The organism is Pseudomonas sp. B21-017 (genome assembly GCF_024749245.1).
Classification (GTDB): Bacteria; Pseudomonadota; Gammaproteobacteria; order Pseudomonadales; family Pseudomonadaceae; genus Aquipseudomonas.
Genome location: NZ_CP087194.1, coordinates 2,148,997 through 2,173,407 on the forward strand (window position 1 = coordinate 2,148,997; position 24,411 = coordinate 2,173,407).

Below are 24,411 nucleotides of genomic sequence, written 5' to 3' on the forward strand. Positions count from 1 at the left end.
CCGGGCGGGTCAATACAGCAAGTTCTCCTGCCGTAGCCGCGCGAAGCGCGCAAGTGGCACCGCGTCGAGCGCTTGCGCCGCGTCAGGTGTCGCGCCATCGCGAATCGCCTGCCACACGCTTTGCGAGCCGATTGAATCACGGGTCGCCGCCAGGTCGAGTATGTGGGGATAGAGCGTGTGCAAGGTGGCGAGCAGGGTCAGCCCCAGGCTGGCTACAGGGCGTTGCGCAGGCGTTGAGAGGCGGGTGATGCTCACACCATGACAGAGCCGACCGTGCCAGTTTGATTCGGTGGGGACGAAGTCGACCGGCTCGAAATGCGCGCCGACGTCAAACGCATTCAGTGCGTTTGCGAGCCGGGTCGCGTCGATCCACGGCGCGCCGACCCACTCGAACGGATGCGGCGTGCCACGCCCCACACTCAGATTTGCGCCTTCGAGTAAACCGATATCCGGGTACAGGTCCAGCTGGGAGAGCGTGCGCAGGTTCGGTGAGAGCGGCACCCATCCCAACCCGGTGTCGGCAAAGGTCATCGCGCGCTGGTATCCCAGCATCGGCACAACGCGCAGATCCGCACCAATGTGCTTGTTGCGATTGAATAGACGCGCCAGCTCGCCGACGGTCATGCCGGGCTGCAGCGGTGCAGGGAAATAGCCGGTAAACGATTCACGGCGACTGTCCATCACCGGGCCGCCGAAACGTTGTGCGCCGAGTGGGTCGGGCCGGTCCAGCACGAACAGCGCAATGCCTTGCGCCGCGGCGGCTTCGAGTGCGTAGCCGAGTGTCGTCTCATAGGTGAAGAAGCGCACGCCGGCGTCCTGAATATCGAAGATCAGCGCATCCAGCCCTTTGAGCGCACCGGCCGGGAAGCGCTGCGTTGCGCCGTAGAGACTGTGCACGGTGAGGCCCGTCGCCGGGTCGCGGGTGTCGCCGACTCGTTCGTCCACGTCGATGTTCAGCCCATGCTCCGGTGAGAACAATGCCGCCAGCCTGACACCTGGCGCGTGGGCGAGGACGTCGACGGTGCGTCGGCCTTTGGCGTCGAATCCGCTGCGATTGGTGATCAGGCCCACGCGCAGGCCGGCGAGCGGGGCAAACTGCTGTGCCTCAAGCACGTCAATGCCTGTCTGCACCGGGCCCGTCGAGGTGGGCAGGCGATCGGCGGCACGCAGCGCCGGCAACGCTGAGGGCAACAACCGGCCGATTTGCGCGCCGCTTGCAGGCGCCCCGCGACTGGCCATCAATGCGAGCAATTGCGCACGAAGCGGGCGCGCGTCACCGCTGTCATCGGGATACACCCGGTTGCTCAGGATGACGATGAATTGGCGGGTCACCAGATCAATCCACAGCCCCGTGCCGGTGTATCCGGTATGGCCGATGACGCCAATCGGCGGTAGACGATCATGGTTCGATACGAACGGTGCGGCCAGTTCCCAGCCGAGGCCGCGCCACGGCACGCTGTCGAGCGGTGAAACGGCGCTCGCGAGGGCGGCGATGCTCGCCGGCCGCAGAATCTGCCGGCTGCCTGCGCGCCCCTGGTTCAGCACCATCTGCGCGAAACGCGCAAGGTCGTCCGCCGTGGAAAACAGCCCGGCGTTGCCGGAGACACCGCCCATCCATTGCGCCGTCGGATCGTGTACGTGCCCCCGGAGCGTGCCGGCCTTGGTGGCGAGTGTCGGTGCGCTACGTATCGTTCGCAGGGTATCCGGCAGAAAAACCGTGTCGCGCATGCCCAGCGGCCCGAAGATGTGAGCCTGGCAATAGGCGTCGAGCGAGCTGTGGGTGATGCGTTCGACCAGCTCGCCGAGCACCACGAAATTCAGGTCACTGTAGATGACTTGGGCACCCGGCGCGTTGCGCAGCCGTTGCGCCGCGATGGCGCTCAACACACCTTTGCGGCCCGCACCGGGTGGCCGCCCAGGCAAATCTGGGCGCAGCCCGGACGTGTGTGCAAGCAGGTCACGCACCTTCACTGCCTCTTTGTCCTGCGCCCCAAAGGCCGGCCAATACCGGGCAACGGGGGCGTCCAGGTTGATGCGGCCCGTTTCGGCCAGTTGCAGGATGGCCGTGGTCGTCGCGATGACTTTGGTCAGCGATGCCAGATCGAACTCGGTGTCCAGCGTCATCGGCTCGCGGGGGGGCGTCGTCGTGCGTTGTCCAAAGGCCTGACGATAGAACACCTTTGTGGCGTCACCGATCAGGACAACAGCTCCCGGAACGCGTCCGGCGGCGATCTGGCCCTCGACGATCTGTGCGGCTTGCAGGCGCGTCGTCGCATCGAGATCGGCGGCGCATGCAATGTGCGCCGCCATCGCCAGGCCAAGCAGCATCGCCCAGCGCTTCAGCGCTGTGGCAAATCGGCGGCCTCGTAGTGATTGCGTGGGTTCCATAACATCCATCCATCGGTGCCGGCTGCGTCGGCGGCGTGAACCTGAGCACTGATCGCGGCCGCGTCAAACGGGCGACGATCGAAGGCATAGTCACGAAAGGCCTGCAACCAGGGACGAAAGCGCACGCCCGGCAGGTGGGTGCGCTTCATCGCCTCCGCCAGGGTACGCCTGACAATCTGGCCGGGGTCGGCTGTCGGGTTGGTAAAGCCCGGCAGCCCCCATGTGAAACCGGACGGGTACAGCATTGGCGAAATGTAGTCGAGCTCCGCGCCCAGCAGTTCGATTTGCTGGCCGATCGCCGTATCGTCGAGGTTCCAGCAGACGTAGCCGAAGATGTCCGCGGAGACAAATACATTGTAGGGGGCGAGTCGTGCGCGTGCGGCCTGCAGAAAGCCGATGATCGCCGCGGTCCGGTTGGCGCGGTTGTTGGGGAGGGCAAAGCGCAGCCCGCTCTTGTCGGGAAAGCGCACATAGTCGAACTGGATCTCGTCGAAACCCATCTGCGCGGCCTCCTCGGCGACATCGAGATTGTGCTGCCAGACCTCGTGCGAAAACGGATCCATCCATTGCAGTTTTTCGAGATCCCGCCACGGCTGGCCGTCAGCGGTGTGCACGCTCCACTCTGGATGCGCACTGGCCAATGGATCGTCCTTGAACACCACGATGCGCGCGATCAGGTACGGGTGTTGCGCGCGCAGCTTGGCAAGCAATGCCGGCAAGTCGCGCATCTGAGGTGCCCGTGTGGTCAAGTGGGCCGTTGCGCCGATCGCCTCGCGCGCCGCACTGCGATAGGGCGTCAGGCCACGGTCACCCTTGACGTCGATCACCAATGCATTGATCTCGGTGTTTTCAGCAAGGCTGACAGCGTTGTTGCGCAGGGTCGAACTGGTCACGCCGAACACCGACAGATAGACCGCTTTGGGGCGAAACGGGGTCAGTGCGAGCGTCACGGGCGTTTCGTCGCTCACTTTGGCCTCGGTGCGCAAATACCCTGGGGCGCGGGCGGCGACACTCTCGACCGCCTCGGCCGTCTCGAACCGCCCGTTTTCGTCGGTACGCATCACGCCGGCAGAGGTCGTGATGATCGCGTCGGCAAGCGGTTTCTGCGTGCTCGAGTCGAGCACGACACCGGTGACAGCCAGTGCGCTTCGCCCGGTCAGCAGGGCCGTGACGACGAATAGCGCCGGGATCGCATAGCGCCTCAATGCGCGGATAACGGTCATCGCGGGTTCCCTGTTGTTGGCTGAGTGTCCGGTTCACCGAGCAACTGCGCGAACGCGTGTGCGCCGTAGGCATCACTCATCAGAAAGCGCGGCAGGGCGAGCAGTCGCGCGTGCCGGTCAGCCTTGCGCGCGTCTAGTGTGAAGGCCACTGCGTAACCCTCTTCGGAGGCGAGTGCGATCAACTCGTCGTCATAGATACCGAACGGCCACGCGAGCATGTCGACCTGCTGCGCACCGGTTTGCGACTCGATGCGTTGACGTGATTTTTGCAGTTGGGTTCGGACGAATTGCTGGAAATCCGCCGGCGTGCGGTGCCTGCGCTCGACGTTGAAATTGGGATGCCAGTACGTATGCGACTGGATGTCGAAGAGCCCGGTCTGTTTCAGGGTTCGCAACTGCTCCCAGGTCAGCGCATAGGACGCGTTGGAGATGGCCGATGGATAGATAAACAGGGTCACCGGAAAACGCTCGCGCTGGATGACGGGCAGCAGTTTGTCGAAGACCGAACGATGCCCGTCGTCGACGGTGATCGCCACCGGCTTCGACGCTAACGTCGCATCGGGATTGCGCAGCCAGTCGACCACCTCGCGCAGCGACACGATGTGATAACCGTGCTCGCGCAGGACGCGCAACTGGGTTTCGAAGGTGCTCATGCGCACGGTCATCGAGTCGTCCGCCGTGTCCGAGAAACGGTGGTAAACGAGGATCGTGACGCGTGGTTCGACGTTCTGTGCGGTGCTCTGTGCGGCGCCGCCCGTGCTCCAGGCCAGTGCGCAGACGCTTGTCAGCATGATGCGGATCAGCAGCCGGAACGCGACACTCCCACCGATACACGCCATGATTTTCCCGCACATGTCAGCGCTCCTGCGCGAGCCAGACGCTTGCAGTGTGTATTGAGCGTTCATCGTCTATCTGGTGCAGATCAATTTCGCGCAATGTGGTCCGCTCCGAGGGGGGCGAGTCGTCAGACAAAACGGGAGGCCGGTTGTGCCTTGATTTGATTTAGATCAACAGCAAGCCCTCGTGGGCGGATGACTTTATAAAGGATATGACACTCTTTTGAGGTATGCCCCCCATGAACATCAATAAGGCGATCTTGGGCCGTCGCTCGACACGGGAGTACACAACAGAAGCGGTTGATGAAGACATCATTCGTCGTTTGATCAGTGCCGCTGCGCAGGCGCCCAGCGCGATGAACCAACAACCGTGGACATTTACCGTCATACGCGACCAGAGCCTGCTGGATCGGGTCTCGCGCGAAGCGAAGGCTCACCTGTTGGCGACAATACCCGCCGAGGCCCAGCCCGAGCACTTCCATACATTGCTCGATGATGAACACTATCAAATCTTCTACCACGCGCCGGTACTCATCCTGATTTCGGGAACCGCGCCGGGTCAGTGGGTTGTCGAAGACTGCGCACTGGCTGCCGAGAACCTGATGCTCGCGGCGTACGCTGAAGGGCTGGGGAGTTGCTGGATCGGTTTTGCCCAGGGGTTTCTCGGTACTGCGCAAGGAAAGCATGCACTTGGCCTTCCCACCGAGTGGACGCCAGTGGCACCGATCATCGTGGGTCACCCGAAATCTGCCCCCGCGCCCGTGCCCCGGAATGAACCCGTGATCCGCTGGATTGGGTGACAGCACCTGGATAACGATTGTTGGCCGCTCTTCTTACGGGGCAGCTCGACCGTTTATCCACTTGCCCGGCGGTCTGCCTGTTTTCTGATGTGGATCAGATACACCCCCAGGCCGACTCCTATTCTCGAATCAACCCACGGTATCGAGATGAACTGAAATGAACAGATCAAGCCTGATCGGCCAATGCATGTTAATGGCGGCAAGCATGTTGCTGGTTCCCTCTACCAGCGTCTTCGCCAACCCGCCGACGTCTGCTGCGCAAGGTGGTATGTATCATCGTTTTCAGGATTTCGACTGGGTCAAATACACGCAACAAACCCTGGACGATCTCAAGGGCAAGCTCAATCTCAAGCCGGAGCAAATGGCTGCCTGGGACACATGGGCCACGGGGGTCATGGCGGACGCCAATCAGCATCAGGAAAAGGCCAAGGCCGAACGTGATGAAAGCGCGAGCACGAAGAGGGCGTCGACGGATGAAACGACCCCCGAAAGAATGGCCAGAGAGATAGAGCGTTTGCGCACGCAAACCAAGTGGATGGAGGCGCATCTGGAGCGCATGGATGCTGCGCTGGTGCGCACCAAAACTTTCTACGAGGTATTGGATGCTGAGCAGAAAACCATTTTCGACCTGTTCTGGACGGTGGTGCATCACCGGCTCTACGGCAATGACCGTTGGCAGATGCCGATGCACATGGTCAGACCACGAATGATGGAAGGCGACCAGGACGAAAAAAGCAAACAGTAAGCGCTACTCACTGTTCGATTACGCATGTTGCGCCGTCATCGCGCGGCGCCATGCCGCCAGACTTCAATACAAAACTCCCTTTCGTAAGGGGGCACGTTGCATTCGACGATGTCAGTGGCGGCCACTTGCAGATGCACGCCGACGATATCGGCATGGATCGGCTGCTGGCAGACGTGCCGGTCGACCAATACGGCCGTGTAGACCCGACGAGCACCGAGTTGCGCCAGATACGCGCAGGTACGCAGGAGCGAATGGCCTTCAAACAGCACATCGTCGACAACGAGCAGGGTGGTGCTGGCAAGGTCCAGCTTGCCCAGCTGCGGATTTTCGGTCAGTTCGGTGTGGGCATGCAGCACTTTGAGGTCATCGGCATAGCGCTTGACCTTCAAGGGGTAGAGCGGCAGTCCTGGCTGGCCGGTCTGATGTGACAGATGCTGTTGTAAACGTTGCGCCAGAGGTTCGCCGCGGCGCTGGATGCCAATCAGTGCCGTTTGAGTGGGCGGCAACAGCGCCGCGGCCTGGCGCGCCATTGCCTGCAACACCGAATCGAGTTCATCGCTGTCGTACAAGCGCAATCGCGGGCTCGCAAGTAAGGTCGGCATGGCAATCTCCCATAGCGCGCCGCTGCGGGGCGGCGCTGTCCACTATTGGCAACGTAATCCATTGCGCCCCAGCCTGATTGATATTGATCAACAACGGCGAAATGAAATGCCCGGTCCCTTGCGCGGACAGGGTTGGCCTTGCGCGCGAGCTTGATAAAAATCAACGACAAGGAGACTCCAGCGGAGGATTTTTAATAAAAACTGATGCTTGATCCCGCAAGGACGTGGAGAGGTCAAGGCTGTGTGATACGAACCGACAGGTGTGCTCGCCTGGGGAGGTTTTCAAGTGATTTATAGTCCCTCAACGCAAACCCTCCTGCGTGACCGGGTTGATGCCGGTCGAAGGCTGGTGGAGCCGCTGCTCAAATACGCTCATCGACCCGATGTCATCGTTCTCGCCTTGCCCCGTGGCGGCGTGCCGGTGGCCTATGAAATTGCCACGGCCCTGGAGGTTCGCCTGGACCTGATGCTGGTCCGCAAGCTCGGGGTGCCATTCCATCAGGAGTTCGCCATGGGCGCGATTGCCAGTGGCGGTATCCAGATCGTCAATGACGATACGCTGCGGGCGAACCGTATCGATCAGCGCACGCTCGATAACGTGGTGGCACGGGAAACCCAGGAGCTGTTGCGTCGTGAGCGCCTGTACCGGGGCTCGCGAGCCCCCTTGGCGCTCAAGGATCAGGTGGTGATTCTGGTCGACGATGGCCTGGCGACCGGGGCCTCGATGATGGCGGCGGTCCAGGCGGCGCGCCTGCAAGCACCGTCGCGGATTGTCGTCGCCGTGCCGGTGGCGCCACCGGAGACGGTAGAGGCGCTGTTTAGCGAAGTCGATGAGGTGATCTGCCCGCTCACCCCCGAGTGGCTGATGTCGATCGGCAATTGGTATTTGAATTTTTCCCAGACCTCGGACGAAGAAGTCATCGATCTTTTGCATCGGGCCTGGCGCAGAGAATCCGGCACGAGTGCTTCCGGTCAGGAGAACTCCGATGTTTGAGCTTCGCTATCGAAAGCTGGACCTGGGGAACGTGGCGCTGTCTGCCGACTTGCGTCTGCCGGTGCACGCTGGCGGCCTGGTGGTGTTCGTTCATGGCAGCGGCAGTGGTCGTTCAAGCCCGCGTAATCAACAGGTTGCGCTGTCGCTGGCTGAGCGGGGGTTGGGCACGTTGCTGTTCGATCTGCTCACGGAGCCAGAGCAATACCTGGACAACCAGACCCGGGAATTGCGTTTCAATATTGCGCTGCTGTCCAACCGACTGGTGAAGGTGATCGACTGGATTGGTCAGGACGCCGAACTGCAACCGCTACCGATCGGATTGTTCGGCGCAAGCACCGGTGCTGCGGCGGCACTGTTGGCAGCGGCCGAGCGGGCGGACGTGGTGCATGCGGTGGTGAGCCGGGGAGGGCGGACCGATCTGGCGGGTGAGGCGCTGTCCCGCGTGAAGGCGCCGACCTTGCAGATTGTCGGCGAGCGGGATCCGGTGGTGCTCAACCTCAATGTGCAAAGCAGTCGCGCCCTGCAGTGCGAGCAGCGCCTGGAAGTGGTGGCTGGCGCGACACATCTTTTTGAGGAAGCAGGAACCCTCGAAGAAGTCGCCAGACTGGCCGGCGACTGGTTCGAGCAGTATTTGCGACGGTAGTCATCCCACGCAGACGACCACCGTCCGATGCCTGTCATATGCCGAATGGAAAGGTTTCGTCTTCCGGTTCCAGCGCCTGGCTTTTTGGCAGGGGCAACGCGGTTACCGGTTGCGTCTGTTCAATCCAGACCATGGCGTCGAATTGTTCGGTCAACACTGACTCGAAGTAATGGCTGAAGCGTTCGCTCGCGGGTCGATAGATCACACCGATGGCCCGTTCCAGCAGCGGTTTGGACAGGGCCCGGCGCAGCTCTTTTCGCTGTGGATCCCGCCAGTCGGTCAATGAAGCCGGGACGCCGGCGTCGAGGAACTTGCGCTCCCAACTGTCTGGCCGGGACGGCCGGATGTCCTTGATGAGCATCTCGCAATCCCAGTCGTCGGCCGCGGCCACCTGGCCACGGTCGGTGCTCATGCCGATCAGCACCACATCGCGCCCGTAGGCATTGCGGCACAGTTGACCGATATTGAACTGACCTTTCCAGCCCATCTCCGTCGCGGCCGCATTGCCGATATGGGAGTTGTGCGCCCACACCACGGCCTTGGCTTGCGGACCGCGGTGTTCGAGCAACACACGTAACGTGTCGAACATGTGCCTGTCACGCAGGTTCCAGGAGGCCGTCGAACCTCGATAAATCGCTCGGTAATATTGTTCCGCCGCCAGGATGACCCGGGCGTTCTGGGTCGCATCGAAGAACGCTTCATCGTCCTTGATATCCCCGGCCAGTTGCTCGGCCAGCATGGCATTGAGCTGTTCGACCACCGCATGCTCGCAGGGCATTATGCCGTCGCGTTCGACGAAGTGGCCGTACAGCGCAGGATCATCCTGCCACGGGGTCAAACAGCCATAGCGACGCCGTGCTTCGTGTGCCAGTTGCGGGTCGACACGGTCCAGATAGCTCAGCACCTCATGGATGGAATTGCGCAAACTGTAAACGTCCAGACCGCGAAACTCGACGCGCTGTTCAGGTGCGTGTTGGTGGTTGTATTGATGCAGCCAATGGGTGAACGCTCTCACATCGGTGTTGCGCCACATCCAGGTCGGGAACCGGCTGAAAATGTGCCGCGTCCACGCCGAGCGCGCCAACCCTCTGACATAACGGTCTACATGGCCCGCGTCCGGCCAGTCTGCTTCAACGGCCACGATATTGAATCCGTGTTGCTCGATCAGCCGTTGGGTAATCGCCGCCCGGGTCCGATAGAAGTCACTGGTGCCATGGCTGGCTTCACCGATCATCACCACGCGCGCATCGGCGAAGCGGTCGAACATTTCGCCAAAGGCCGGTGAATTCAGTTCCGGCAGGGGTTCGGCGTATTGGCGCAAGAGCGGGACGATGGAGGCTTCGTCAATGTGGGTATGCGTGCCATACAGCTGGTTCAGCATGTTTTGGGAAGGTGTGTTCATGAACGTCATCCCCATAAGGGTGGATTGCCCGACGTGCGATGCGGCGCGGCATCACGTCGACTGTCAGGGCAGGGCTCGCACGGGGTTGTTTTCGATCCATTCGACGTCGCGGGCCTGTACCGCCTCTTCAATCATTCCTACGCCTGAATGCAGTCGAGCATTTGAGTTTTATCAATAGTCGGTGCACGAAGTGGCCGATGAGTGTTCGGTTGCTGTCTGACCTATATCAATGCCGGGAAGGCTGGATCGGTAATGCTGATTTCATGAAGCCTGTGCGATGGGAGTCATGCCATGAAGCACGCTGTCGCGCCTTTCCAGGCACCTTCGTCGGCCTTGCCGCCCCCGACCAGCGGCGGTCAGGTGGTCGACAACGATCATATCGCTGCGGTTTTTGATGAAATCGCTGACCTGCTGGACATCGAGGACGCCAATCCCTTCCGGATCCGGGCTTACCGCAATGCAGCACGGACCCTGAGGGCGCTGACCTTTGACGTGGTGAAAACCCTCGCTCGTGGCGAGCCGCTACCCAAACTGACCGGGATCGGGGTTGATCTTGCCGGCAAGATCAATGAAATCGTGACCACCGGTGATTGCTCGCTACGCCAACGCTTGCGTTCGACATTGCCACCCGGGCTGGTCGGGCTGCTTTCCATTGCCGGGTTGGGACCCAGGCGCGTCAAAAACCTTTATCACGACCTGGGTATCGAAACTGCGCAGCAGCTCTGTCTGGCCGCTCAACAGGGTCGCATTCGCCATTTGCCCGGCTTCGGTGAGCGGATGGAAGCGCGGCTGTTGAGTGCCGCGCAGAAGGGGATCGGAAAGGATCGCCGTTTGCCGCTGGCTTTGGTTGAGCCGATGGCGCGCAGACTGACCGAATACCTGCAGCAGATGCCGGGAGTCGAGCAAGCAACCACTGCCGGAAGCCTGCGACGCATGCGCGACACCGTCGGCGACATCGATATTCTGGTGGCGGCAGCGCCTTCGGTGGATGTCACCACGCAGTTCATCAGCCATCCGGACATTTCCACCGTACTGGTCAAGGGGCACACGCGTGCAAGCGTCATGCTGAACTCAGGCATGCAAGTGGATGTGCGTGTCGTCGAGCCGGCGGTGTATGGCGCTGCACTGGTGTATTTCACCGGTAGCAAGGCTCATAACATCGCGATTCGTCAGAGGGCTCAGAAGCTGGGGCTCAAGCTCAATGAATATGGCGTGTTCCGGGCCAAAAATCGCCTGGCCAGCACCACCGAGGTTTCGGTCTATCAGGCATTGGGCTTGCCGTGGATCACGCCGGAACTGCGCGAAGACCGTGGCGAAGTCGCTGCGGCATTGGCCGGCCATTTGCCTGGGCTGATTGAGTTGACCGACCTCAAAGGCGACCTTCATGCGCATACCCGCGCTTCGGATGGAGGCAACAGCCTGGAAGAGATGGCGCAGGCGGCCCGGGAGGCCGGGCTGGAATACCTGGCGATCACCGACCATTCACAGTCCCTCAGGGTGGCCCATGGGCTGGGAGTCGAGCAATTGTTGAAGCAAATCGACCAAATCGATGCGCTTAACAGCCGCTTGCAGGGCATGACGTTGCTCAAGGGTATCGAGGTGGACATTCTCGAAGACGGCCACCTGGACCTACCCGACGATATCCTGGGACGTCTGGATCTGGTGGTGGGCGCCGTCCACAGTCATTTCGGCCTGACGCTGCGTCAACAGACCCAACGCCTTCTCAGGGCCATGGACCATCGCTACTTCACCATCCTGGCCCACCCCTTGTGTCGCCTGATCAACGAACGCGACCCGCTGAACCTGGACCTGCCGGCAATCATCAAGGCTGCCGCTCAGCGTGGTTGCTGCCTGGAACTCAACGCGCAACCGCAACGCATGGATCTGTTCGACCTGCAGTGCCAGTACGCCAAGGATGAAGGTGTGCTGATCAGCGTCAATTCGGATGCACACCGCACTGCTGATTTCGCCAACTTGCGTTATGGCGTCGCTCAGGCACGCCGTGGCTGGCTGGAAAAACACAACGTGATCAATACCCGCTCGCTGACCGAGCTCAAGGCATTGGTTGGTCGATAAGAGCCCCACAACGTTCAGGAGATGAAGGGCGAGGTTGTCTGGTACCCATAAAAAACCCCTTGTCGGTTTCCCGACAAGGGGCAGGTCTGCCCGGGACTCAGTTGCCTTTGATCTGCACGACCTTGTCAGCCTTCAGGGCTTCAGGCTTTTTCGGCAGCGAGATGCTCAGTACGCCTTTGCTGTAACTGGCTTCGATCTTATCGGCATCCACCTCTTTGGGCAGGTTGAACATCCGTTCGAAGGAGCCATAGCTACGTTCGCTGAGATAGTAGCCTTTCTTTTTTTCTTCCTTCGCTTCTTGCTTTTCCCCTTTGATGATCAGGCTGCCATTGGACAGTTTGATCTCGATGTCCTTCTGATCCATGCCGGGAAGCTCGGCAGTGATTTCGAAGCTTTTATCTTTCTCGACGATGTCTACCGCAGGCATGCTCTGACCGATCAACTCCCGGTCCCACAGGGGGGCGACATCGAACAGTCCACGGTTGAACAGCGACAACCCCGAGCCAAGACTGAAGTCTTCGAACAGATGGTCGACCTGTTGCCGAAGCTTTTCGAAGGGGCGCATCAGTTCAGCTGTCTTTGGGCGCAGAGCGGTTTTCGCTTCGGTATGAACGGGTACTTTCTTCACGGAGTTGCTCATTTTCTTTTCTCCTCTTGGCGAATAAGGTGAGCCGCGAGCATTGGTTTTGGCCCACCACGACAAAACAACAACCCGGCACTCGCCCTTACAAGGCCAGTGTTCCGGACCACAACATCCAGCCGGCGATGGCTGCCGCCACCCAGATAATGATCAACAGTCCCGTCTCGGGGCCGTTGAGCGCTTGTCCCTGACGAGCCTTCAGGGTGCCCAGGTAAATCAACGAGCCAGGGGCGTAGAGCAAAGCGCTGAGCAACATGTATTTAGGCCCGGCGGCATACAGCAACCACAGGCAATACAGCGTGGCGACCGAGGCAATGGCCATGTCACGCAGTTGCAGGCCACGGTGACCGGCGTAGGTCTGGCCCTGCCAGGTCAGTTTCAATGCGTACAAACCGCTGAACAGGTACGGCAGCAGAATCATCGAAGTGGCCAGGGAAATCAGGGTCAGGTAAGTGGCGCTCGAGTACAGCGTCAGCAGCAGGAACAGCTGTATGCAGCCGTTGGTGATCCACAGCGCATTGGCGGGCACGCCACGGGTGCTCTCCATGGCGAGCGTACCCGGCATGACCTTTTCCTTGGCCGGGGTGAATATCGATTCGGCTGCCAGCAGCGTCCAGGCGAGCAGGGCGCCACCGACTGAAATGATCAAGCCGATGCTGATCAGCATCGCGCCCCACGGCCCGACAACTGCCTCAAGTACGCCCGCCATCGAAGGGTTTTTCAGGGTCGCCAGCTCCGGTTGTCCGAGAATGCCCAGCGACAACAGGGACACCGCAATCAGCAGCAACAAGGTAATGACGAAACCGATAACGGTGGCACGGCCCACATTGACGCGTTCGGCCGCACGGGCGGAAAACACGTTGGCACCCTCGATCCCGATGAACACCCAGACGGTCACCAGCATGGTGCTTTTGACCTGATCCAGCGTGCTGCCCAGTGCGGGAGAACCCCAGAAGTCGACCATGAAGGTTTTACGCTGGAAGGCCGCGATCACCAGCCCGATAAACAGCAGCAAGGGCACGACTTTGGCCAGTGTGGTCAGGGCGTTGGCTTTGGCCGCGGTGCGCATGCCCCGCAGGATCATCCAGTGCAATGACCAGAGCACCACGGACGCCCCGACAATCGCCGCTTTGTTGTTGCCTTCGCCAAACAGCGGGAAGAAAAAACTCAGCGCGGAAAACAGAATCACCATGTAACTGACGTTGCCGACCCAGGCGCTGATCCAATAGCCCCAGGCGGAGTTGAAGCCGAGGAACTCACCGCCCAACGCCCGGGCATAGGCAAACACGCCGTTGTCCAGGGTCGGCTGACGGCTGGACAAGGTTTGATAGACCAGTGCCAGCGACAGCATGCCGACGCCGGTGATCAGCCAGCCAATCAGGATGGCACCGGCACCCGCACTGGCGGCCATGTTTTGCGGCAGGCTGAAAATGCCGCTGCCGATCATCGAGCCGATCACCAGAGCCGTCAGCAGGCTCAGGGACAGGCGTTTAGGCTCCAGTTGTCGCCAACTGCCGGCCAGGGGTTGGGGGGCAGTCGGCGGGAGAATCGGTTGCGTGCCGTGCAGATGAGTCGCCATGTCAGGCCTCCACGAAACGAAAGAAAGAGCGCTGACCGCAGATATGACGGTGTGAACGCTGACTCTAAATGTCTACGTGAACGGCCCCTGGCTGTTTGATTTAAATCAGAAAGAAAGCACACAGCGATTTTGTCCCGCAGCGGCCATTGCGCTAACGCCAGACGAGGCTTCAATTGATAGCGCGCAGCGAACATGCCGGGCATTCCAGACCTAAGCTCTACCCATGACGGCGATGAGCCGCAGGCATTTGTACAACGAGGGCTGCGCAGCGTTTCTTGAGGAACCCACATCGATGTTCAGTAAGTGGCTGGACCCGGTTTTATTGCTGCTCACCACCCTGACCCTGCTGGCCGGGGGCATTGCGCAGGTTGCTCACAAGTCTGACTGGGCCTCGATTTGCTGGGCCGCGGGCAGTCTGGTGATGGCCCTGGTGCTGCTCGTCGAGATTGTCAGGCGCCTGGCCCGGCGCGAAGCGGGTGTGGACCTTATCGCTCTGCTGTCGATTGCCGCCGCGTTGTTTTTTCAGCAGACGCTGGTGGCGGCGGTGATTGCCTTGATGCTGGCGTCGGGGCGCATCCTGGAGTTCTTCACCCAACAACGCGCCGAACGCGAACTGCGTGCGCTGGTCGACCGGGCGCCACGCGTTGCCTGGCTGCAGGAGAACGGCAATTTACGGCAGATTCCGGTCGAGCAGATCCAGCCGCATCAGACGCTGCTTGTGCGCCTGGGGGAAGTGGTACCGGTCGATGGCCGTTTACTCAGCCCCACGGCGATTCTCGACGAGTCGGCACTCACCGGCGAGTCATTGCCGGTCACCCGCCTGGAAGGAGAGCTACTGCCCAGCGGGGTGACCAATGTCGGTACGCCAATGCTGCTGACAGCCACTCGAACCGCAGCGCAGAGCACCTACGCCGGGGTCGTGCGCCTGGCTGAAGCCGCACGGCGATCGCGCGCGCCTTTTGTGCGTTTGGCCGACCGTTACGCGTTGTTCTTCATACCGCTGACATTGCTGATTGCCGGCATCGCCTGGTACCTGAGTGGCGACTCTTTGCGCGCGCTGGCAGTTATGGTGGTGGCCACGCCTTGCCCGTTGATCCTGGCTGTACCGATTTCGATCATGTCAGGTATTTCCAGGGCAGCGCGGCGCGGGATCCTGATCAAGGACGGCGTCACCCTGGAAGCGCTGGCCGAGGTCAAGCAAGTGTTTCTCGACAAGACCGGCACGTTGACCAGCGGCCACGCCCGTTTGCAGTCGATCGAGACCAACGGAGCGCTCGATCCGCAGCGTCTGCTGGGTCTCGCCGCTTCGCTGGCACAGGCCTCGACGCACCCCATCTCCCAAGCCATTGTCGAGGCGGCCTGTCAGCGTGGATTGCCGCTCAGCGTGCCGCAGGCGGTCGAGGAAAGTCCGGGCTCCGGTCTTTGCGGGTTGATCGATGGTCTGCGGGTGCGCTTCGGCACGTTGTCGTTTGTTCAAAATGAATCGCCGGTTGGCGACTGGGCCACCAGCATGCTGCGTCGCATGGATTACCTGGCGTGCAGCGGCAGCTTCGTTGAAGTGGATGGGGCACTCGCGGGCCTGCTGATCTTCTCCGACAAGCTGCGTCGGGAAACCCCGCTGACCCTGCGCCGACTGCGCAACCGAGGCATCGAGCGGATCGTCATGCTCACGGGCGATCGCGTGGAAACCGCCGAGATGATTGCATTGTCGGCCGGGATCGACGAGTTGCGTGCCGGGTTGAGTCCTGGGGACAAGGTGCGTGCGGTACAGGATGCCTGCCAGCACGCCAGCACACTGATGGTCGGTGATGGTATTAATGATGCCCCCGCCCTGGCGGCGGCCAATGTCGGGGTGGCCATGGGGGCGAGCGGTGCCACGGCGTCCGCGCAAGCGGCGGGCGTGGTGCTGCTGGTGGATCGTCTGGACCGTCTGGTCGAGGCGCTGGACATCGCCCGTCAGACTCGCCACATCGCCCGTCAAGGCGTATTGGCCGGCATGGGCATGTCGGTGCTGGCCATGGGGGTAGCCGCCTTCGGCTACTTGCCGCCGCTGGTCGGTGCCGTGGTGCAGGAGGGCATCGACGTGGTGATCATCTTCAATGCCTTGCGTGCATTGGGGCCGTTACCGGGTTTGCGCCAACGCAAGCTGGCCGCCGAGCATATCGATCATCTGCAAGACGAACACGACCAGCTCGCTTCGGTACTCAGCGATCTGCATCAACTGGCAAGCGACTTCGCCCAGCGCCCACTCGAGCAAGCGCAGAGCGACTTGCTGGCGCTGGTAAAAAACCTGCAGGAATCACTGGCCCGCCATGAACGGGACGACGAAAAAAACCTGTATCCGCTGTTGACGCAAAGCCTGCCCGGCGAGGACCCCATGTCGGCGATGAGCCACGTCCACCGCGAGATCTTTCGCCTGATCCATTTGCTGGCGCGCATGAGCACGGATTTCAGTGCCGACCCTGCAACAGCTTCTGTCGATGAGATCCAACATCAGTTGATCCGCCTGGATACCCTCGTGCGGCTGCACTTCGACCAGGAGGAAGAGTTGTTTCGTTACCTTGATAAGCGCTGAAAAGCCGTGCAGCGTCAGTGGAGGATCGCTGAATGGCAACCGGCGACCAGCTGCTTGAGCCCGTGCATGTTCAGCACCTTGACTTCACGACCGGCTATTTCCACCAGTTCCTGTTCCCGCAGGTGGGAGATACCCCGGCAGATGGTTTCCAGGCGCAACCCCAGGTAGGAGCCTATTTCGTCGCGCCGCATCTTGAGTATGAATTGGTTCGATGAGTAGCCTCGCATGCTCAAGCGCTGCGACAGGTTCAGCAGAAAGGCGGCCAGACGCTCATCCGAGTTCATGTTGCCCAACATCATCAGCAGATCGTGATCGCGGACGATTTCACGGCTCAGAAACCTGTTCAGGTTGTGTTGCAGTGCCGGCAGCTCCCGGGCGAGTTTTTCCAGCTGAGAAAAATGGATGGGACAGACTTCACTGTCCTCCAGAGCAAATGCATTGCAGGTGTGCTCTTCGGCGCTAATGGCGTCCAGGCCGAGCATCTCGCCGGGCAACTGGAATCCGGTGACCTGCTCGCGGCCATCGAGCGACAGCACGCTGGTCTTGAATGAGCCAATACGGATCGCATACAGCAAGTGCAAGGGATCGCCTGCGCGGTAGAGGGGGGCGCCTTTCCTGACCTTGAACCGTTGCAAAATCAGCTTGTCCAGGCGCTCGAGTTCCAGTTTGTCGAGACCAAAAGGCAGGCAAAACTCTAATACACTGCAATTGGAACAGGCAGCCTTGAGGTGTTGACCCTGAAGCAGGCGGACTTCGGTCATGTCAATGGCGCCATGGGGGTTATATATAAAGCATAGGTGTTGTGCGCCAGGGCACGGATTCCGTTCGGAAGATCGCCGGAAGCAATCGACAAACGGAGAACCGTTGGCCCGTCGCAAGTGCTTGGTATCCCGGGGAATTACAGGCTCCCCGGGCCCATTGACTCAGGCAATGCGCAGATGATCATCCACTTGCCTCACCCCCGGTACTGACCAGGCGGCACGTTCGGCGATCTTACGTTCGCGCCACAAATGAACCTTGCCTTCCAGCTTCACCACATCGCCTTCGACCTTGACGTGAATTGCCTGGGCATCGACTTCGGCATTGCGCTTGAGGGCTTCTTCGATACGACGCTGGATATCGTCCACGTTCACTTGCGGACGAAGGACGAGCCGATTGTCCACACCTACCACTCCCGACAGCTTGCGCACGGCCATCTCGGCGGTTTCTTTCTGGTACTGCCAGTCCACTTCGCCTTCAAGGGTGATCCACCCTTTCTGCACAATGACCTTGATGTCCTGCTCGGGAATGTCGGAGCTCCAGGTGAGGATATTCAAGGCGCGGGAGGCAATGGCATCGTCCGCCGTGCCGGCGCCTTTCATCGGCCTGACCTGAATTTCTTCGGCCACGGCGCGTACCCCTTTTATGCTTTTTACCGCGCGTTCCGCGCTGACTTTTTGCGCGTAGCTCTTAACGTGCCCGGTGAGCGTGACGACGCCATTGTCCACGGTCACACCGATGTTGGCGGCATCGATCTCAGGCTGGAATTCAAGCTCATCCATAATGCTCTGACGCAGACTCAAGTCGTTCATGGTGATGTCCTTTGTCTGAAAGGTTGGTAGGCCAGGTGCGAAACAGCCCTCTACAGTTCCTCAGGTGAAACCACCCAGACACTGCACGGCATTTTGTACAGCAGGTGCTCCACCGTGCTGCCCACCAGTCGGCCCACGCCCCGGTGGCCGACCCGGCCCATGACAAGCACGTCGATGTCGTAGGCATCGGCGTATTGGGTAAGAACCTTGGTCGGGTTGCCCATGATCATGTGCTGTTGCTCTGGCGCAATACCATTGCGCTCGGCCAGTTCACGGAAGGCATCGGCCTGAGCATCAAACAGTGTCTTGGCTTTGCCTGGGGAAAACAGCGCTGAGCTACTGTCGAAATCGAACTCGTCCGCACTGAGGGATGAAAGATCGTGGGCGTAGATCACGTCGAGCTGGGCGTTACAGGTGCTGGCCAGTTTCGAGGCCTCGCGCAAAATCCTGTCGTTGAAATCCTTGTACTGGGTATTGCTATGGAAGGGATCGACCGCGGCGACGATTTTGCGCGGCAGCGCGTGCTTCACGTGGCTGACAAAATGCAGCGGTACCGGGCATTCGCGCAGCAAATGGATATCCAGGGGCGTGAACATGATCCGTGACAGCAGCGACTCGTATTCCAGTGCCTTGATCAGTACCGCCATCGGCTGTTCTTTGAGATGAATGAGGATTTCCTGCAAAGGTCGTTCAACCCAGATCACCTCCGTGGTGACGGGCACCCCGATTTTACGCAAGGGGCGGGCCTGTTCTTCGAGCCATTGCCGATGGCGCTCGACATACCCCAGCCGCATCTCCTCCAGCGCTTGTTCGTTGACCATGCTCGCCGTTGCCAGCCCTTGCAGGTAATCGAAGGCGACGATATGCAGGGCCGCGCCCGAGGCCTTGGCCAATGCAGCGGCGCGGTCGAACGCGGGGCTGTTTTCCATCAGGGGCGAGACGACCAGCATGAAGCGTGATTGCTCAGACATGACCAAACTCCCGTCAATAATCGTAGATATTCCTGTACTCACTGACACCCCTGCGTTTGGGCAGTGGTTCTCTGGCTTTTATCCTGCCGCTGACCGGGGGGCCGGGATTGATCTTTATCAATCTGGCGAGTGATCCAGCTTGCTGCCCGACGTGTGGCGGGGGGCGCCAGGTCCATCTATAAAACATTGACCACTATCAATCTCTCCTACGTCATGCCGGTGCAGTCTTGGGGTTGTGGCTTACCCGGACAGGAGTCATATGAACGAAACCTTGGGCCTGACAGGGGCGGCAGCTGCGCTGGGGATCGGCATGCTCGTCGGCCTTGAACGTGAACGGCACAAGGGGCGTGGGGACAGTCGCGCCTGTGCCGGATTGCGTACGTTCGCGATCACTGCGTTGCTGGGTTATGTGGCGATGCAAATCGGTGGTGGTTTGCTGGTGGGCATCATGGCGGTTTCGGTGGCCTTGCTGGTCACTGTGGCTTACTGGCGAAGCCTGGGCACTGACCCAGGTGTCACCAGTGAAGTGGCGTTATTCACGGTATTGGCGTTGGGGGCGTTGTGTAACAGCGCGCCCGAACTGGCCATCGCCATTGGCGTGGTGGTGGCGGGGCTGCTGACGTATCGCCAAAAACTGCATCATTTTGCGCGCAGCCAATTGACTGAAGGGGAGATGCGCGACGGTCTGGTGCTGTTGGTCGCCGCCCTGGTGGTGTTGCCATTGGCGCCGGATCGCTTTATCGGCCCCTATGCCGCCATCAATCTGCGCACCATTTGCACCCTGACGGTGTTGCTGATGGCCGTCGGGGCGGTCGGGCATATTGCCGTTCGTACTCTGGGTGCCCGTTACGGCTATGTGGTCAGCGCCATCGCCTCCGGGTTTGCTTCCAGCATCGCGACCATCGCCGCGATGGGGCACCTTGTCGCCAAGGAGCCAGGCAACATCAAAGTCTTGAGTGCGGCAGCGATGCTGTCCAACCTGGCGACCATCATTCAGGTCGGCCTGATCCTGGGGGCGGTCGACATCGGTCTATTGCGCTACATGTGGGGGCCGCTGTTGTTGGGTGCCGCCGCCACGGCGCTGTATGGCTTGAGCCTGATGTTGCCCAAACCTGCGAGTGGCGACAATCAGCCGGTCAAGGTCGGCGGTGCGTTCAACCTCAAGCTGGCGTTGGTCATCGCACTGACCATGACCGGCGTTACCTTTGTGTCTTCGATGGTGCTCAATCACTTTGGCGAAGTGGGCGTGATGGTCACGACGACGCTCACCGGTTTCGCCGATGCCCATTCTTCGACGGCGTCCATTGGCGCCCTGGCCAAGGCCGGACTGTTGCCGTTCGACGCCATTGCCGGGCCCACGCTGGTTGCCATCAGCAGTAACTCCCTGAGCAAATGCCTGGTGGCCTGGGTCAGCGGTGGGCGACGGTTCGCCGCGTATGTCATTCCCGGCCAGGTCTTGCTGACGTTGGCGATGTGGGTGGGCATGTTGCTGCATTAACGGGCATCCGAGCGCTGTAGCTGACAAAGATCAAGTCGCCCGAATCTGCCGCGATCACTCTAGGGTTCTACTCATTGCATCGAGATGGCCGCGTGCCGAGGTGTCCCATGTCGCAGACTCAGCGTTTACTGTTGATCGCCCCCCATTCCATGACCCGTACTCCGGCGTTCGACCGGGCCGCCGCGTTGGCCCGCGCGATGCAATCGCCGCTGCACATCGTGGCTTTCGATTACTTGCAGGCCTTGGCCGTCGCCGGCCTGTTCGCCCCCGAGCAAATTGCCCAGGCCCGGGAAGGCTATTTGCAAACCCATCGGCAATGGCTTGCCGAGCAAGCCCATTTGATAAGCAAGCACGGCGTCGAGGTCACCAGCGAGGTGGTGTGGGTACAGCACCCTTACGAGGAAATCCTGCAATTCGTCAACGAGATGTCGCTGAGTCTGATCATCAAGGACGCCCAGGAAGAGTCTGCGTTGAAACGGGTGTTTTTCACTCCGCTGGATTGGCAGTTGTTGCGCGATTGCCCGGTGCCGGTGCATCTGGTGACCAACGCCCGGAACGCGCGGCCACGTAACGTGCTGGCCATCGTCGATGTGTTGCGCAGCGAAGAGCAGGACCTGGTGTTCAATGACCAGATTATCGACGCCGCCACCAAGCTGGCTGAACAGTGTGAGGCGCAGATCGAGTTGGTGCATGCGTATGACTGGACAGCCGTGTATGCCCTGGACATGGGCGTTGGCGCACTCCCGTTGGCCTCCGGTCTTTACGAAGCCATGGGCACGGCGCAACACCAGGCGTTCACGGCGCTGGCCGAGCGTCACGGCGTGCCGTCGCAGCGTCGGCACTTCATCGAAGGTGCGCCAGTGCCGAGTATTTGCAAGTTCGTCGAGGACCATCACACCGATGTCATTGTGATGGGGACGGTGCAGCACTCGGGGTTGAACAAGCTATTGGGGACCACAGCCGAACAGCTCTTGCACCGAGCCCCTTGCAGTGTGCTGGCGATCAAACCCGACAGGTCGTTGTAACCCTGAACGTAGACTTGCCCCACGGCGGACCGTTGGCCGGTACGTCGTGGGGCAATCGGCTTTTATGACATATACAGACGATGGATGACCTGGCGGCTGTCGTTGGGGTCATTGTGCCGCTCGAAACCCAAGGCTTTGGCCAGGTCGCGCATGGGGGTATTGCTTGCGGCATCGATCGAATACATCTGATTAAAGCCGTTTCTGCGGGCGGCCTTGATCAGATGCTCCATCAAGGCGGTGCCGAGGCCCAGATGCTGCCATTCATCGGCGACCGTCACCGCGCACTCACACTCATGTTCCGACGTGGCGGCGTAGCGGCTGATGCCGATTTCGATCAATTTGCCGTTTTCGTGAACCAGCGCAATGTAAGCCATGCGCTGTTTGTTATCGGTGTCCATCAACTGATCGAGCATGGCGGCACCGGGCTCGTTGATCTGCGCGAGAAAACGCATGTGCCGGGACTCGGGCGACAGGCGCTTGATGAAGGCGTATTCAAGTTCGCGGTCCTTTTCCAGCAGTGGCCGGATCAGCACATGGCGGCCGTCCTTGAGCGCTTCGATCCAGTATTTTCCGGCGACTGCGGCATAGGCGGCCGCGGCCCGATCATTATGGTCTTTGACAGTGAGCATGGATGATCCTCCATCTTGTTTGAAAGGTCGGTGCGTATTCACCCATCACGCGGTTGATTCCTTTCTACGCCACTGGCAGCCCTTGAATCTGATCTGGATCAGACACCCGTCACGAGGGCGTTCATTTGCGGGTATTTGATGTAAATCAACCTCGGGGAGGGGGCAACGAGCGCAGTCTTGGCCCATGCCGGCGGGTAAGGGACCGGTTTCGAGCGGAGGTGTGAGATGGGGCAATATCAACGTTTGTTACTGATCGCCGACCGGACCCTGCATCAGTCTCCTGCCTTGCTCCGGGCCATCGCGCTGGCCAAGGCGAGCGGGGCCGCGCTGGATGTGCGGGCCTTTGTCGATCCGGCACCGATTGTTCATTTATGGGAAGAAAAAATCGACGAGGCGGGGTATCAGCGTTATCTGCGCCACTGTCATCGTTGGGTGGCCGACGAGGTCGAGCGGCTCAGCGGGCAGGGCGTGGACGTGACGGTTGAAGCGGTCTTCACCACCCATCCGTTGCTGGACATTTTGAAGGCAGTCGAAGACCTCAAGCCCGACCTGCTGATCAAGGATGTCACCCTGGAACCGGCGCTCAAACGGGTGTTCATCACTCCGCTCGATTGCCATCTGCTGCGCGAATGCTCGATCCCCGTGCACCTGGTCAATCAGGTCCGTTACGGGCTGCCGCATCGGGTCGTGGCCGCCGTGGACCCGTTCGATCCGGCGACGCAAATCAGTGGCCTGAACGACACCATCATCCAGACGGCCAACGCGCTGGCGCTGCAATGCGACGCACCGCTGCATCTGCTGTACGCCTACGACTTGTCGCCCGCGTTCAATGGCGATGCGCCGCTGATCTCCGGTGGCTGGGGCGTGGACTTCGTCGAAGAATTGCGCGAATCCCTGCATCGGGCATTTATCACCCTGGCGGATCGCTACGGTGTTCCTCCCGAGCGTCGGCATTTTGTCATGGGCCTGCCGGTGCCGGTGATCAGCGAGTTTGTCGAGCAATACCTGGCGGATGTGGTGGTGATGGGCACTGTCCATCGCGTGGGGATCGACCGGTTGATTGGCAGCAACACCGAGCGGGCGTTGTACTCGGTACCGGGCAGCATTCTGGCGGTCAGGCAGCCGGGTTCGAGCGTCGCGCAGTAAGCCGATCGCTGGCCGGCCATTAGTTGATAAAAATCAGAGCCGCATGGCGAGAGCCCCCCCGATACTTGAGCCACAACCTGAAGCTATCCAGATGAGGTGGGTGAGGGTGAAAATTCAACGTTTGCTATTGATTGCCCCGACCGAAATGGTCCGCACCCCGGCGTTCGATCGGGCGCGGGCCCTGGCCTGTGCAACCGGTGCGATGCTGCACATTGTCGCTTTCGATTATGTCCAGGCGCTGGCGGCGGCCGGCCTGTTTGACCACGACGCCATGGCCCAGGCGCGGGAAGGTTACTTGCAGGTACATCGTCAATGGCTGGAGCAGCAAGCCCGGTTTCAACGACGCGAAGGCGTGCAAGTGAGCACTGAAGTGGTGTGGGCCAGACCAACCCTGGCGCATCTGCTGGAGTACGTGAATGACTTCCATGCAGACTTGGTGATCAAGGACACCCACCGCGTATCAGCGCTCGATCGCGCCTTCCATCGGCCGCTGGACTGGCAGTTGCTGCGCGACTGTCCGGCGCCCTTGCACCTGGTCATCGATGCCACAAATCCCAAGCCGTTGAGCATACTGGCGACCATCGACTTGTCCCATCTGGAGGAACTGACCCAGGGGCTCAATGACCGGATTCTCGACTTGGCTTCGAGCCTGGCCGAATCTTGCGGCGCCACCTTGCACCTGCTCAATGTCAGCGGCTGGTCGGAGTTGGGGGAGGCGCAAGTGAATGTGCCGACGGCGACTCTCGATGGCAGTTTGGAAGACGCCGTCAACGATGCCCAGTTGGAGGCCTTTGAAGCGCTTGCCGAACGCTACGGAGTCGAGAAACAACGGCGCCATCTGCTGCCCGGCATCCCTCCCAAGGTCATTGCCCATTTCGCGCAACAACATGCCTTCGACATGGTGGTGCTGGGAACGACCTACCATCGCGGGATCGATATATTCATCGGCAGTACGGCGGAAAGCGTATTGAACCGGTCGCCCTGTAGCCTGACGATCATCAAGCCATTGCCCCGGCTCGACAGAGAAGATGAACCAGTGTGACCTCGATTGATAAAAATCAACTGCCC

At 60.5% G+C, this 24,411-nt stretch carries 21 protein-coding genes; 10 read left to right on the plus strand and 11 right to left on the minus strand.

Features of this window, described 5'->3' with window-relative positions:
- Positions 1–9 precede the first annotated feature (9 nt).
- Genes LOY28_RS09675 through LOY28_RS09685 form a run of 3 tightly spaced genes read right to left on the minus strand, consistent with a single transcriptional unit; the run spans position 10 to position 4,465 of the window.
- On the minus strand, positions 10–2,388 hold the full coding sequence (locus LOY28_RS09675) for an exo-beta-N-acetylmuramidase NamZ domain-containing protein (RefSeq protein WP_258613487.1): 2,379 nt from the start codon (positions 2,386–2,388) through the stop codon (positions 10–12).
- Entirely contained in the window at positions 2,340–3,611 is a 1,272-nt protein-coding gene (locus LOY28_RS09680) for a putative glycoside hydrolase (protein WP_258613488.1), read from the minus strand. Before LOY28_RS09680 ends, LOY28_RS09675 begins: the two co-directional genes overlap by 49 nt.
- Positions 3,608–4,465 (minus strand): polysaccharide deacetylase family protein, encoded by an 858-nt coding sequence (locus LOY28_RS09685; RefSeq protein WP_086945362.1) that lies wholly within the window; start codon positions 4,463–4,465, stop codon positions 3,608–3,610. Before LOY28_RS09685 ends, LOY28_RS09680 begins: the two co-directional genes overlap by 4 nt.
- A 221-nt stretch (positions 4,466–4,686) precedes the next feature.
- Here LOY28_RS09685 and LOY28_RS09690 point away from each other — a divergent pair, with 221 nt between their 5' ends.
- Positions 4,687–5,247, plus strand: coding sequence for a nitroreductase (locus LOY28_RS09690; RefSeq protein ID WP_258613490.1), 561 nt, complete (start codon positions 4,687–4,689; stop codon positions 5,245–5,247).
- A gap of 157 nt (positions 5,248–5,404) precedes the next feature.
- Positions 5,405–5,992 carry a Spy/CpxP family protein refolding chaperone gene (locus tag LOY28_RS09695; RefSeq protein ID WP_258613491.1) on the plus strand — a complete coding sequence of 196 codons (588 nt, stop codon included), beginning with the start codon at positions 5,405–5,407 and terminating at the stop codon, positions 5,990–5,992.
- Positions 5,993–6,027: 35 nt separating this feature from the next.
- On the opposite strand, the gene LOY28_RS09700 is transcribed toward LOY28_RS09695, so the two are convergent.
- Positions 6,028–6,594, minus strand: coding sequence for a phosphoribosyltransferase family protein (locus tag LOY28_RS09700; RefSeq protein WP_258613492.1), 567 nt, complete (start codon positions 6,592–6,594; stop codon positions 6,028–6,030).
- A gap of 289 nt (positions 6,595–6,883) precedes the next feature.
- Here LOY28_RS09700 and LOY28_RS09705 point away from each other — a divergent pair, with 289 nt between their 5' ends.
- Positions 6,884–7,588 carry a phosphoribosyltransferase gene (locus LOY28_RS09705; RefSeq protein ID WP_032834042.1) on the plus strand — a complete coding sequence of 235 codons (705 nt, stop codon included), beginning with the start codon at positions 6,884–6,886 and terminating at the stop codon, positions 7,586–7,588.
- Entirely contained in the window at positions 7,581–8,231 is a 651-nt protein-coding gene (locus tag LOY28_RS09710; protein ID WP_258613494.1) for a dienelactone hydrolase family protein, read from the plus strand. Before LOY28_RS09705 ends, LOY28_RS09710 begins: the two co-directional genes overlap by 8 nt.
- 34 nt (positions 8,232–8,265) lie before the next feature.
- On the opposite strand, the gene LOY28_RS09715 is transcribed toward LOY28_RS09710, so the two are convergent.
- Complete coding sequence (locus tag LOY28_RS09715; RefSeq protein ID WP_258613496.1) at positions 8,266–9,633, minus strand: erythromycin esterase family protein; 1,368 nt, start codon at positions 9,631–9,633, stop codon at positions 8,266–8,268.
- Between the two features lie 291 nt (positions 9,634–9,924).
- On the opposite strand from LOY28_RS09715, the gene polX reads away from it, so the two are divergent.
- Positions 9,925–11,709 carry a DNA polymerase/3'-5' exonuclease PolX gene (gene polX, locus LOY28_RS09720; protein ID WP_258613500.1) on the plus strand — a complete coding sequence of 595 codons (1,785 nt, stop codon included), beginning with the start codon at positions 9,925–9,927 and terminating at the stop codon, positions 11,707–11,709.
- Between the two features lie 97 nt (positions 11,710–11,806).
- Here the strand turns inward: polX and LOY28_RS09725 are convergent, their stop codons facing one another.
- Positions 11,807–12,349 carry an Hsp20/alpha crystallin family protein gene (locus LOY28_RS09725; RefSeq protein ID WP_018928189.1) on the minus strand — a complete coding sequence of 181 codons (543 nt, stop codon included), beginning with the start codon at positions 12,347–12,349 and terminating at the stop codon, positions 11,807–11,809.
- Between the two features lie 85 nt (positions 12,350–12,434).
- On the minus strand, positions 12,435–13,928 hold the full coding sequence (arcD, locus tag LOY28_RS09730; protein WP_018928188.1) for an arginine-ornithine antiporter: 1,494 nt from the start codon (positions 13,926–13,928) through the stop codon (positions 12,435–12,437).
- Between the two features lie 292 nt (positions 13,929–14,220).
- Between arcD and LOY28_RS09735 the strand changes: the two genes are divergently transcribed.
- Complete coding sequence (locus tag LOY28_RS09735; protein ID WP_018928187.1) at positions 14,221–16,503, plus strand: heavy metal translocating P-type ATPase; 2,283 nt, start codon at positions 14,221–14,223, stop codon at positions 16,501–16,503.
- Between the two features lie 14 nt (positions 16,504–16,517).
- Here LOY28_RS09735 and fnr read toward each other — a convergent pair whose 3' ends face one another.
- The 3 genes from fnr to LOY28_RS09750 all read right to left on the minus strand — a co-directional run bounded on the left by fnr (position 16,518) and on the right by LOY28_RS09750 (position 19,045).
- On the minus strand, positions 16,518–17,264 hold the full coding sequence (gene fnr / locus LOY28_RS09740; RefSeq protein ID WP_018928186.1) for a fumarate/nitrate reduction transcriptional regulator Fnr: 747 nt from the start codon (positions 17,262–17,264) through the stop codon (positions 16,518–16,520).
- Positions 17,265–17,426: 162 nt separating this feature from the next.
- Positions 17,427–18,074, minus strand: coding sequence for a BON domain-containing protein (locus tag LOY28_RS09745; RefSeq protein ID WP_018928185.1), 648 nt, complete (start codon positions 18,072–18,074; stop codon positions 17,427–17,429).
- A 50-nt stretch (positions 18,075–18,124) separates the two neighbouring features.
- On the minus strand, positions 18,125–19,045 hold the full coding sequence (locus LOY28_RS09750; RefSeq protein WP_018928184.1) for a universal stress protein: 921 nt from the start codon (positions 19,043–19,045) through the stop codon (positions 18,125–18,127).
- A gap of 259 nt (positions 19,046–19,304) precedes the next feature.
- Between LOY28_RS09750 and LOY28_RS09755 the strand changes: the two genes are divergently transcribed.
- Complete coding sequence (locus tag LOY28_RS09755) at positions 19,305–20,543, plus strand: MgtC/SapB family protein (RefSeq protein ID WP_138867162.1); 1,239 nt, start codon at positions 19,305–19,307, stop codon at positions 20,541–20,543.
- 107 nt (positions 20,544–20,650) lie between these two features.
- Positions 20,651–21,568 (plus strand): universal stress protein, encoded by a 918-nt coding sequence (locus LOY28_RS09760; protein ID WP_018928182.1) that lies wholly within the window; start codon positions 20,651–20,653, stop codon positions 21,566–21,568.
- Positions 21,569–21,630: 62 nt separating this feature from the next.
- On the opposite strand, the gene LOY28_RS09765 is transcribed toward LOY28_RS09760, so the two are convergent.
- A complete protein-coding gene (locus LOY28_RS09765; protein ID WP_258613507.1) occupies positions 21,631–22,197 on the minus strand; it encodes a GNAT family N-acetyltransferase in 567 nt (188 codons plus the stop codon).
- A gap of 225 nt (positions 22,198–22,422) precedes the next feature.
- On the opposite strand from LOY28_RS09765, the gene LOY28_RS09770 reads away from it, so the two are divergent.
- Entirely contained in the window at positions 22,423–23,343 is a 921-nt protein-coding gene (locus LOY28_RS09770) for a universal stress protein (RefSeq protein WP_258613512.1), read from the plus strand.
- A 106-nt stretch (positions 23,344–23,449) separates the two neighbouring features.
- A complete protein-coding gene (locus LOY28_RS09775; protein WP_258613515.1) occupies positions 23,450–24,385 on the plus strand; it encodes a universal stress protein in 936 nt (311 codons plus the stop codon).
- Positions 24,386–24,411: the final 26 nt, after the last annotated feature.

Excerpts from the sequence above, each read along its gene's own strand:
- LOY28_RS09675 (WP_258613487.1), bottom strand. The coding sequence starts at position 2,388 with ATGGAACCCACGCAATCACTACGAGGCCGCCGATTTGCCACAGCGCTG.
- fnr (WP_018928186.1), bottom strand. The coding sequence starts at position 17,264 with ATGACCGAAGTCCGCCTGCTTCAGGGTCAACACCTCAAGGCTGCCTGT.
- LOY28_RS09735 (WP_018928187.1), top strand. The coding sequence starts at position 14,221 with ATGTTCAGTAAGTGGCTGGACCCGGTTTTATTGCTGCTCACCACCCTG.
- LOY28_RS09745 (WP_018928185.1), bottom strand. The coding sequence starts at position 18,074 with ATGAACGACTTGAGTCTGCGTCAGAGCATTATGGATGAGCTTGAATTC.
- LOY28_RS09690 (WP_258613490.1), top strand. The coding sequence starts at position 4,687 with ATGAACATCAATAAGGCGATCTTGGGCCGTCGCTCGACACGGGAGTAC.
- LOY28_RS09685 (WP_086945362.1), bottom strand. The coding sequence starts at position 4,465 with ATGTGCGGGAAAATCATGGCGTGTATCGGTGGGAGTGTCGCGTTCCGG.
- LOY28_RS09695 (WP_258613491.1), top strand. The coding sequence starts at position 5,405 with ATGAACAGATCAAGCCTGATCGGCCAATGCATGTTAATGGCGGCAAGC.
- LOY28_RS09725 (WP_018928189.1), bottom strand. The coding sequence starts at position 12,349 with ATGAGCAACTCCGTGAAGAAAGTACCCGTTCATACCGAAGCGAAAACC.
- LOY28_RS09715 (WP_258613496.1), bottom strand. The coding sequence starts at position 9,633 with ATGAACACACCTTCCCAAAACATGCTGAACCAGCTGTATGGCACGCAT.
- LOY28_RS09700 (WP_258613492.1), bottom strand. The coding sequence starts at position 6,594 with ATGCCGACCTTACTTGCGAGCCCGCGATTGCGCTTGTACGACAGCGAT.
- LOY28_RS09755 (WP_138867162.1), top strand. The coding sequence starts at position 19,305 with ATGAACGAAACCTTGGGCCTGACAGGGGCGGCAGCTGCGCTGGGGATC.
- LOY28_RS09765 (WP_258613507.1), bottom strand. The coding sequence starts at position 22,197 with ATGCTCACTGTCAAAGACCATAATGATCGGGCCGCGGCCGCCTATGCC.
- LOY28_RS09710 (WP_258613494.1), top strand. The coding sequence starts at position 7,581 with ATGTTTGAGCTTCGCTATCGAAAGCTGGACCTGGGGAACGTGGCGCTG.
- arcD (WP_018928188.1), bottom strand. The coding sequence starts at position 13,928 with ATGGCGACTCATCTGCACGGCACGCAACCGATTCTCCCGCCGACTGCC.
- LOY28_RS09770 (WP_258613512.1), top strand. The coding sequence starts at position 22,423 with ATGGGGCAATATCAACGTTTGTTACTGATCGCCGACCGGACCCTGCAT.
- LOY28_RS09760 (WP_018928182.1), top strand. The coding sequence starts at position 20,651 with ATGTCGCAGACTCAGCGTTTACTGTTGATCGCCCCCCATTCCATGACC.
- polX (WP_258613500.1), top strand. The coding sequence starts at position 9,925 with ATGAAGCACGCTGTCGCGCCTTTCCAGGCACCTTCGTCGGCCTTGCCG.
- LOY28_RS09750 (WP_018928184.1), bottom strand. The coding sequence starts at position 19,045 with ATGTCTGAGCAATCACGCTTCATGCTGGTCGTCTCGCCCCTGATGGAA.
- LOY28_RS09680 (WP_258613488.1), bottom strand. The coding sequence starts at position 3,611 with ATGACCGTTATCCGCGCATTGAGGCGCTATGCGATCCCGGCGCTATTC.